Origin of the sequence: Streptomyces sp. NPDC052101 (assembly GCF_040680235.1) — a bacterium.
Taxonomy (GTDB): Bacteria; Actinomycetota; Actinomycetes; order Streptomycetales; family Streptomycetaceae; genus Streptomyces.
Genome location: NZ_JBFAWH010000082.1, coordinates 1 through 8,709, shown reverse-complemented (window position 1 = coordinate 8,709; position 8,709 = coordinate 1). Strand labels below are relative to the sequence as shown.

The 8,709-nt window shown below is 69.4% G+C and carries 9 protein-coding genes; 4 read left to right on the top strand and 5 right to left on the bottom strand.

What is annotated here, in order from left to right; all coding sequences use genetic code 11:
- The 4 genes from AB0L75_RS43425 to AB0L75_RS43410 form a co-directional block, all read left to right on the top strand.
- On the top strand, positions 1-758 hold a 758-nt coding region (locus AB0L75_RS43425), incomplete at its 5' end, for a helicase associated domain-containing protein (RefSeq protein WP_365191824.1).
- Positions 759-923: 165 nt separating this feature from the next.
- Positions 924-1,862 carry a DUF6192 family protein gene (locus tag AB0L75_RS43420; RefSeq protein ID WP_365191823.1) on the top strand — a complete coding sequence of 313 codons (939 nt, stop codon included), beginning with the start codon at positions 924-926 and terminating at the stop codon, positions 1,860-1,862.
- Entirely contained in the window at positions 1,859-2,353 is a 495-nt protein-coding gene (locus tag AB0L75_RS43415) for a hypothetical protein (RefSeq protein ID WP_365191822.1), read from the top strand. The genes AB0L75_RS43420 and AB0L75_RS43415 overlap by 4 nt, the downstream gene beginning before the upstream one ends.
- An 18-nt stretch (positions 2,354-2,371) precedes the next feature.
- Positions 2,372-2,914 (top strand): hypothetical protein, encoded by a 543-nt coding sequence (locus tag AB0L75_RS43410; protein ID WP_365191821.1) that lies wholly within the window; start codon positions 2,372-2,374, stop codon positions 2,912-2,914.
- Positions 2,915-2,925: 11 nt separating this feature from the next.
- Here the strand turns inward: AB0L75_RS43410 and AB0L75_RS43405 are convergent, their stop codons facing one another.
- The 5 genes from AB0L75_RS43405 to AB0L75_RS43385 form a co-directional block, all read right to left on the bottom strand.
- The gene (locus AB0L75_RS43405) at positions 2,926-3,606 is read right to left on the bottom strand and encodes a hypothetical protein (protein WP_365191820.1); all 681 of its coding nucleotides are present in this window, start codon (positions 3,604-3,606) and stop codon (positions 2,926-2,928) included.
- Between the two features lie 46 nt (positions 3,607-3,652).
- Complete coding sequence (locus AB0L75_RS43400) at positions 3,653-4,729, bottom strand: hypothetical protein (RefSeq protein ID WP_365191819.1); 1,077 nt, start codon at positions 4,727-4,729, stop codon at positions 3,653-3,655.
- Positions 4,730-4,961: 232 nt separating this feature from the next.
- Complete coding sequence (locus AB0L75_RS43395) at positions 4,962-5,663, bottom strand: ATP-binding protein (RefSeq protein WP_365191818.1); 702 nt, start codon at positions 5,661-5,663, stop codon at positions 4,962-4,964.
- Positions 5,664-5,782: 119 nt separating this feature from the next.
- Positions 5,783-6,589 carry an ATP-binding protein gene (locus AB0L75_RS43390; RefSeq protein WP_365191817.1) on the bottom strand — a complete coding sequence of 269 codons (807 nt, stop codon included), beginning with the start codon at positions 6,587-6,589 and terminating at the stop codon, positions 5,783-5,785.
- Positions 6,586-8,100, bottom strand: coding sequence for a transposase (locus AB0L75_RS43385; RefSeq protein WP_365191816.1), 1,515 nt, complete (start codon positions 8,098-8,100; stop codon positions 6,586-6,588). The genes AB0L75_RS43390 and AB0L75_RS43385 overlap by 4 nt, the downstream gene beginning before the upstream one ends.
- Positions 8,101-8,709: the final 609 nt, after the last annotated feature.

Genomic DNA, 8,709 nt, shown 5'->3' with positions numbered 1-8,709 from the left:
CCCGCCATCGCAACGCCCGCGGCCGCCTGAACGCCGAACGCGTCCAGCAGTTGGAGACGCTCGGCATGGTCTGGTCACACCGTGACGTCGCGTGGGAGGAAGGGCTCACCGCGGCGCGCGGGTGGGCGAAGGAGAACGGGCACCTCCTGGCACCGCTGGACGCCGTCTACCGGGGCCACAAGATCGGCATCTGGCTGAAGAACCAGCGAGCCGACGCCCGCGCCGGGACGCTGCCGGCGGAGCGGTGCGAGCAGTTGGAGGACATCGACCCGTCCTGGTGCCCCGCCTGGCCCGTGGAATGGCAGCGCGCCTTCCATTTGGTCCGCCAGCACCTGGACGCCGGCGGCACCCTGCCTACCGCAACGGGCCAGGCCGTGCGCCAGGGCGAGGACCTCGGGCGGTGGGTCAGGGCACAACGCCTTGGATGGGGCCGGCTCACCGGCGGACAGCAGTGGATGTGTGAGCAGGTCCTCGGGATCGAACCGGCGGCCCAGGACGAGAAGCCGAAGCCACGCCGCACGCAGAGCGACAAGTGGGCGCTGAACTACACCGCCGCCCGCCAGTTCTACGAACGAGAGGGGCACCTCCGAGTACCCAGGGGACACATCGAGCGGATCGTCACCGGCGACGACGGCCAGGACCAGGAGGAACGAGACCTCAAGCTGGGGTCGTGGATCGGGAACCAGCGCAGCAGGGCCGCCACGCTGCCGCCGGAACGGGTCGAGCAGCTCACCGCGATCGGCATGCGCTGGGCGTAGCCGGCCCAAAGGCCCGCTTAAAGGGCGCTTCGGCCATCCCTCTTTCACCGGCTGCGCCAGGGAAATTTCGAACATATGTAGGCGTAATCTTGATGGCGGGGGCACGGGGGTGCGGCTGTGTACGTCGCGATACCGATACCCCTTGGGGGCGTCGTGGGAGGCGCTATGGCCCGGACAAGGCTCATCAGTCCGTTCCCGAAGCAGTTCACCGACCGGCAGTGGGCCCGCTACGTCAAGCAGGGCCGCGACATGGTCGAGGAAGATACCTCGATCCAGTTCCGGTTGGGCGATCTGACACTGAAGATGATCAAACCCAAAGGGCGTGGGATAAACCAGGGTGTCTTCCTGGTGCTGGACCGTTTCGCGGACGAGATCGGCAGCAACGTCAACACCCTGGTGAAGTACCGGCATGTCGCCGTGTCCTGGCCGCCGGGTGAGAGGGTTCCGGGTGTCCCGTGGTCAGTGCACTCGGCACTCGATGCTCTGCCCGACCGGTTCGAGGTCATCCGTCATCCGCCGGAGGGCAGGGAGCGCTGGACGGAAGACCTCGCTCTCAGCCGGGCAGGACGCCTTCCCAGCCGGCCGCTGACGAAGGAGGAGAAACTGGACCGGGTCCGGACGCTGATGCGGGAGGACGAGAGCGCCACCAAGGCGGTCGAGGAGATGATCCGCCGCCCCGACGTCGCGCAGCGGGTGATGTCCAGCCCGTCGAACCAGCGCATCCTGTACCGGGCGCACCATGAGCAGCGCCAGCAAGCTGCCGCTGCCAGGTTCGCCGCCGCGCACGAGCGGGACGAGGCCGACGACGAGGTCGAGGAAGTACGGCAGGTGCGCCGCCGCGAGCCCGCAGTGGACTACCAGCGGGCTTCCAGTGAAGTGCTGGAGCTGATCGGCAGTGGCACGACATTCCTGGTCGATCTTCAGCGGATGATTCCGAGGCTGCACGTGGCGGAGTTCACCGAGCGTGAAGTGCGGGCCGTGCTGGACAACCACCGGCGGATCCGGGCGGCGCTCGACTGGTGCGACTCCGCGCTGTCGACCGGCGACAAGACCATGGACGAGGAACTGGCGCGCATCCTGTCCGAAGGGGATGACCAGCTATGACCCGCACAGCCACCGGCGCCCCGCGGGCAGCCCCGGTCCCCACCCAGCACCTGGCCGAACTCGCCTGGAGGCTATGCGAGGAGAAAGGCGAGGATGTGCTGCTTCCCCGTGAGGAGATCACCGGCCGCATCCACGCCACCGACGGGCAGTTCGAGCGGGCCAAGGGCTACGTCCGCGACCACATCACCATGGAGAAAGGGAAGGCGTTCCTGTCGTACCGCAGCGGCTACATGATCACGATCGATCCCGCGAAGATCTCCGAGTACGCCGCCTTGCGGATGCGCCGCATCAACACCGAACTGCGCCGCCTGCTGTCCGGGGCCATCAACCCCCTCGGCGAGGAAGTGAACAACTACGAGGTCCTGGCCATGTTCCAGGACGAAATCGCCCACATGACCCGCACCTACGACCGGATGCAGAAGGCCACCCTCGCCATGCCCAAACCGGTCCGGCCGGCCAAACGGCGGCGGCGCACCACCGCGGGCGCCTGACGTCCGGGAGTGTTCGTGATGGGACGCCCGACCATGCGACGTCCGGCCAGCGCGCGCACCCTCTACAGCGCGCTGGCCGACCTCGGTTCCGCCCCGAAGCTCGATGCGCGGCAGCGGCCCGACGGCCCCAAGCGCACCGACACCGCCCTGCTCCTCGGGATCCTGCTCGCCAAGACCGAACTCGACGCCGCCAGGCGTGCCGACCCCGCACAAGAGCCCCCACGTGGTCTCACCCAGCTGCTGGCCGGCTACTGCTCCGCCATCGCCTCGAGGGCCGACGAAACCCGTCTGCGCCTCCTCAGCCTCCGCCTGGTCCGCAGCGCCATCGAAGCCACACTCGACGACGACCCCAGCCCCCTGTCCTGCGCCGCCGGGGACTCCGCCCTGGCCGCTGCCAGCCTCATCGACGCCGACCGGCTCACCCGCACCGGCGCCGGCCCCGCAGCGGTCAGCGCCTGCATCGACACCGCCGCCCAATCACTGACCGCGGCAGCCACCGGTATCAACGCCCTCACCGCCATCAGGCGCCACCACACCCGCCGTACTCCCGCCCGTGAGTGAGGGGCAGCGGCTCAGCAGGTCATGAGGCGGTGGTAGTCCTCGGCTTGCCGGGCCAGGTCGTCTTCGGGGATGCCGGTGAAGGCGCTCATCTGGGCGTAGGACAGACCGCTCCCGCGCCCGACCAGCGCGAACTCCCACAGGGCCTGGTTGATCCGGGCCCTGGCAGTGCCGAGGGAGACCATGCCAAGCTCGACACCGTCGGCCGCCGGCAAGGTGCCCTCGATCTTCAGCTCCGTCAGGTGACGCACCGCGCAGGTGATCAGATCGGTGACGAACTCCGGCATGTCGGAGGGGACGTTGCCCGCCCAGGTCCGCTCATGTGGCTCCGGCGAGCCGATGTCAGCGAGCTGCTGGGAGCGGCGATCGGTGATGTACTCCCACACCCACCGGTAGGACACCGGGAGCCCGTCGGCGCGACGGTTCAGCTCCTCATACAGCTCGAAGGCCGAGCGGCGCTCCTCGGGCGCCTTGGCCTGGTCTTCTTCCAGCCGCGCATCCAGGAACTGACGGGCCTCACCCAGGTCCTCTTCGCCGGCCGGGAGGGGATGCGGCAGGGGCAGCACGGCCGAGATCGCCTCCTTGACCGTCGCTCTGGCCACACCGTGCCGGGCAGCCAGGGAGCGGGGCAGCCTGTCGCCCGCGCGGTGGTCGCGGCGGATCGCTTCGAACAGTTCTGTCCCTGGCTCGGCCATCGTCTACTCCCTATGTGTTTGCGGTCTGGTCGGGCGCCCACCCACCTCATGCTGCCCGGTTCGGTGCCGGTGTGCTGCCCGCGCCCCGGTGTGCGGCAGCGGGCCGTGGGGAACTCGGGGTCCTCGCGGCCGGGTGCCGTCTCGAGCGGGGCGCTTGGTGCTCGACCACGCCGCAGGCGTGGGCCGCTTCGGTCACGCCCGCTTGGTCCCAGGGGCGCAGCCGCAGCGGGCGAGCGCTGTGCTGGCGCCCTTCCAGTTGCCCGAAGCGGCGGGCTGCCTCGATCAAGTCCACCGCCCAGGACGGGGCGGGGCGTTTGGGGCCACGGTTCGACCGGGCCGGCAAAGCCTCATGGGCGGCGGGCAACTGCAACTGCGCGGCCGGACAGCCGGTGAGGATGCGCACCGCCAGCGCCGCGGCGTGAACGGGATGGGCGATACGCGCATGGAGCCGGCGCGCAAGAAGCGCGGTCGGCTCGTCGGGCTCGGACGGAAAGCGGCCGACCGCGGGCAGCGGAAGCACCGCACGGCCCAGGCGGCAGCCCGCTGCCTCGATTTCGCCGCGGCCGGGTGCGCGCCGCGCCGGCAGCAGGAAGCACGGCTCACCCTCGTGGGGCGGGAACTGCCCGTCCGCCTCCCACCACGCGAACCGGCCGGCGGGCGGTCGTGGAGCCGGCGCAGGAGCGGCCACGGCGCGGCGGGCCGCGGCCAGGTTGTGCGCCTCTTCGTGCGGGAGTGCGGCGAGAGCGGCGGCCAGGGCGGGCGGCAAAGGACCGTGGCACAGCAGGGTCAGCTGGACGCCGGTCAGCTCCCGCAGGGCGAAGAGATACTCGAAGTGCCGGGAGCTGATGCGATGGGCCCGGGTGACGATGACGTGACCGATGCGCAGCGCGAGCATCCAGGCGGCAACCACGCGCCAGGCGGTCTCGAGGTTCGTCGTCCAGTAGGTACCATCCTCGCTCCCGGCCAGCGGGAGGTGTTTGCCGATGCTGCGCAGCAGGTCGTGGGCCAGGGAGGCGGGAGCGCTCGCCACCGGGGTGGGGTGGACGGTGATACGGCCCAGCGCGGGAGTGTGGGCGGCCAGAGCGGCGGCCATGAAGGCGTAGTCATCGTGAGAGTCGTGCACCACAGTGAGCGGGGGCAGGCCGGAATTGGTGTGGCCGGGTGACCATGTAGGCCTCCAGGGGCCGGTGGTGGTCTCGGGCACAGCGGCCGGGCGCGGCATCGGCATTACCGCGGCCCGGGTGATGGTGGCGTGGCAGCGGCGGGCGCCGGCGTGGAGTTGCCGGCGGAATCTGTGCGGGCCGCCGTCGACGTGGTGGCCCGCGGGGTGGGGGCAGGAGGACGCGTGGGTGCGGTCATGGGCGCCGCCCGCCGTCGACCCGGTCGGCCACGGCCTGCAGCATGCCCCCATCGGGCTTCTTCGCTCCGGTGGCGGCCAGAGCCCGCTGGGTGTGAAGGGTCAGCACGACCCAGCGGCGCAGACAGCCATCGGCGAAGCGGGCGTCCAGCGCCTGAAGGTCGCCGGGCGCGACGCTCTGCCACAGCGGATGCAACGCAGCAACCGCCTGCGGGACCTGGTCGCAGGTGAACGGCCAGATGTAGGGCCAGCCGGCGCTGCGGGTGGCGAGCATCCGCTGGGCGCGCAAGGAGCGTTCGCCGCGCGCCTGGGCGACGAGCACCACGCACAGCCCCTGGGGGAGGTCGTCGTGCAAGAAACGCAAGTACTCGAAGCAGGACGCCGACAGCCGGTCGGCGTCCTCGATTACGACGATCCGCGGGCGGGCGGCCAGGGCACGGCGGATCAGCGTGTCGGCTACCCCGGGGTCGACAGGCGCCTCGCCGACCAGCTTCAGTGCCCTGTGGAGGGCGGCGCGCAGGTCAGCCGGCGCCGGCTGAGCCCGAAGATCCAGCGGCAACAGCTCACCAAGACGGCGGGCGGCGGTGTGGACGGCGAAGGTCTTGCCGACCCCGGCATCGCCCAGCACGCACACGAACCGGCCCTGGGCATAGGCGTCGGCGAGCGCATCACCGACGGCGAGCATGCCCGGCGTGAGCACAGTACGTACCCCGGGAACGCCGAGGAAGTGCAGGCCAGATGGGGCAGCGTCCTCAAGGACGGCGAAGGGCCCGGCTGCGCCGGCCGCGCCCCAGACGGCCGGCGGCGGGGACGGGATGGTCAGCACCGCTTCAGCGCCCAGTCCACGACCCGGTCGTCGACCTTGTCGGCCCCCAAGTGCCCCATGCCCTTGATCACGTGCTTGGTGACCTTCGCCCACTCACGGAACGAGCCCAGCGCATACTGGGTGTCGATGCGCTTCAGCAGCGCCTCGTCCACGCCCTTCCACACCCGGTGCGAGTCGGGCACGGCCTTGAGGATCTCCTCCTCGGTCATCGCCAGGATCTCCAGGCGGATGTAGATCCGCGAGGCCAGCGCCGGATCGCTCTGCAGCGTCTCGTACGCCTCCCGGCCGCCGACGAAAACGATGGCCGGCTTCGGGTCGCAGTTGTCCCACAGCTTGCGCAGGAACTCGAAATTCTCCCGCCGGTACTGCTGGGCCTCGTCGCACACGATCACATACGGACGCCGCGGCAGCGTCTCACGCAGCAGCTTGTCGAACGCCGTCGGCGTACCCGGCATCTTGCAGGAGAGGTTCATCTGGTGGAACAGCTCCTCGCGCAGATCCTTCGGCCCCGGGCGGGAACGGGCGAAGTCCAGCGGCAGGATCAGATCCGGATTCATCTCCTGGATCGTCGCCCGGGTACCGAAACTCTTGCCCAGCCCCGCATCCCCGTAGATCACCGACATCGCCCTCGACTCGACGGTGTCGACGACGGTGTCCCTGATCTGCAGCAGCGTGTCAGTAGCCACCAGCGACGAGTCCTCGAGGCCGAGGAAGAACTGCGGGCGCAAATCAGGGCGGCGCGGCGCCGCAGACTCGGGCGGCTGCTGCGGCGCGGCAGCAGTGGCGGTGGGGGTGGTCATGCGTCCTCCGAAGACGGACCGGCAGGGGCGGGGGCGGCGGCCTGGCCCGGGCGTACCCAGCCGGCCGGAAGCGGAGTCAGGGGCGAGTAAGGCTCCGCACGTCGGCGGGGCGGCGCGGGCGGGGCGGCGCCTTCCAGTTCGGCGCGTGCCTCCTGTTCCGTCATGCGGATGGCGCGGACGGGGAGTTCGGGCTGGGTGGAGGGCAGGTGACGTTCCCGCCTGCGTTCGGCGGAGCGTTTCAGGGCCTGGCGCAGGACCGCGCTGTGCTCGTCGCGGTCGTTGAGGACTTTCTCGCGCATCTCCTCGCTGACCTCGTTACTGAGGAAAGCCCGGCCGAGGTAGCGGTTGCCACGAAAGGTATAGAGGTCGATCTCATGGTCGTGGTGGGGCATCCACCGCAGGCGCAGTTCCAGACCGATGCGTCCCACGCCCTTCTCGGGCATGTAGTAGCGGTTGTTGAACTCCACCCCATGACTGGTGATCTTGTGGACCCTGTTGTCGCTCTCCAGCATGAAAGCGCGCAGTTCTTCCGGGCTGGGCTCAGGCCGGATCTCAGCAGGGTCGCTCAGCCACGCTTCAAGCGGCGTCATCCCGGTGCGTTCAAGGACATGCTGGGTGTTGCGCTCCTCAACCCACTGGCGCAGCAGGTCCACGAACGCCTCGAAAGTCAGCGGCGGGTCCTGGTCGCCGACGCGGCAACGGTGGTCGAGCAGGGGCGCTTTGGCATAGCGGGGCAGGTCCGCGAAGAACCGGGTCATGCTGGTGCGGTTCAGCCGCTCGATCCCGCCCTTATGACGGGCGCTGCGCACCTTGTGCATCGGCACACCGAGCAGGCCGAAGGTCCGCCGGACGGTCCTGGACAGGAAATCGGAGCCGCCGTCGACGCGTACGAGATGCGGCCGTCCACCTGCGGGCCCATAGGGGGCTTCACGCAACACGGAGGCGCGGACGGCTGCCAGAACCGAACCGCGGTGCGCGGAGCCGGCGGTGACCGCCCAGCCCATCACATAGCCGGTACCGCGGTCCTCAAACCACGTCACCCACACCCTCGACAGCTTCTTGTCAGGCATCATCACGACGGTCGGAGCCTGCTTGTGATCCCCCTCCCACACCTCATTGCGGGCCACCGCGGGCCGCTGGAAGGCGGGATCGAAACCACGGGCGGCCGGGATCCCCTCCCGCAGACCGGCCATGAAACCAGGGTCGAGGTCACGGGCGATGGCATCGTGCAGCGTCGTCAGCCCCACCGGGTCCTGACCCGCCGCCAACGCCTCACGTACCAGGTGCTCGTGAGCACGTTTGACGTTGCCCCGGTAGTCAGCGAGAACGTCGATGATCTCTTCGGTGATCCGAAAACGCCTGCGCTCGGGCTTCTCCGGCGAGCCGGTCTCCTCAGCCGCGGCAAGCCAGCGCCACACCTGCCGCACGCTCACACCCACCGAACCGGCAACCAACCGCACATGAGCAGTCGTCAACTCCCCCGCCCCACGCAACCGCAGCAGCCCGGCCACAGCAACAGGCCGCAACTCATCCCGATGCCGCCCCAAACCCCCATCCGCAGTCTCGGAGGCGTCGTCCGGCGCCGTCACCAACGACCGCACCCACGAGACCCGCAGGCGGACAACGGCACGGCACTCAAGTACAGCCTCCAACAATGAACAACGCTTGCACACAAGACAGTTCAGCCAGACGCACGTGTGTGACAAATGCATCTGATGCGACGCTACGAGCTACACGCGGCTTCCCGCCCAGCCCCTCACCCGGGCGGGTGACAGCAGAACATTCCCGCCAGTTCGGCACACGCGCGTGCTAACGACCCTCGGGACCGCAACGGGCATCCCCACCAGCCAGACTCCACAACACCGGCACACGCGTCGCACTCCCCCTCAACACCCACCACGACCCGCCGGACACACCCCGCACACCCAGACGACTCCCCGCAAGACAAAGGAGACACGGCGAACACGACACCGACCGATACGGCTTCACGTCACCGCAAGATCCGGAGAGATGTCACCATGATCGATCGCCCCAACTACCCCTTGAGCAGCACCAACACACCTACACGCCAGTGACACACAAAGCCGAACATCCCAGTGACATCACGACCGAACCTCACA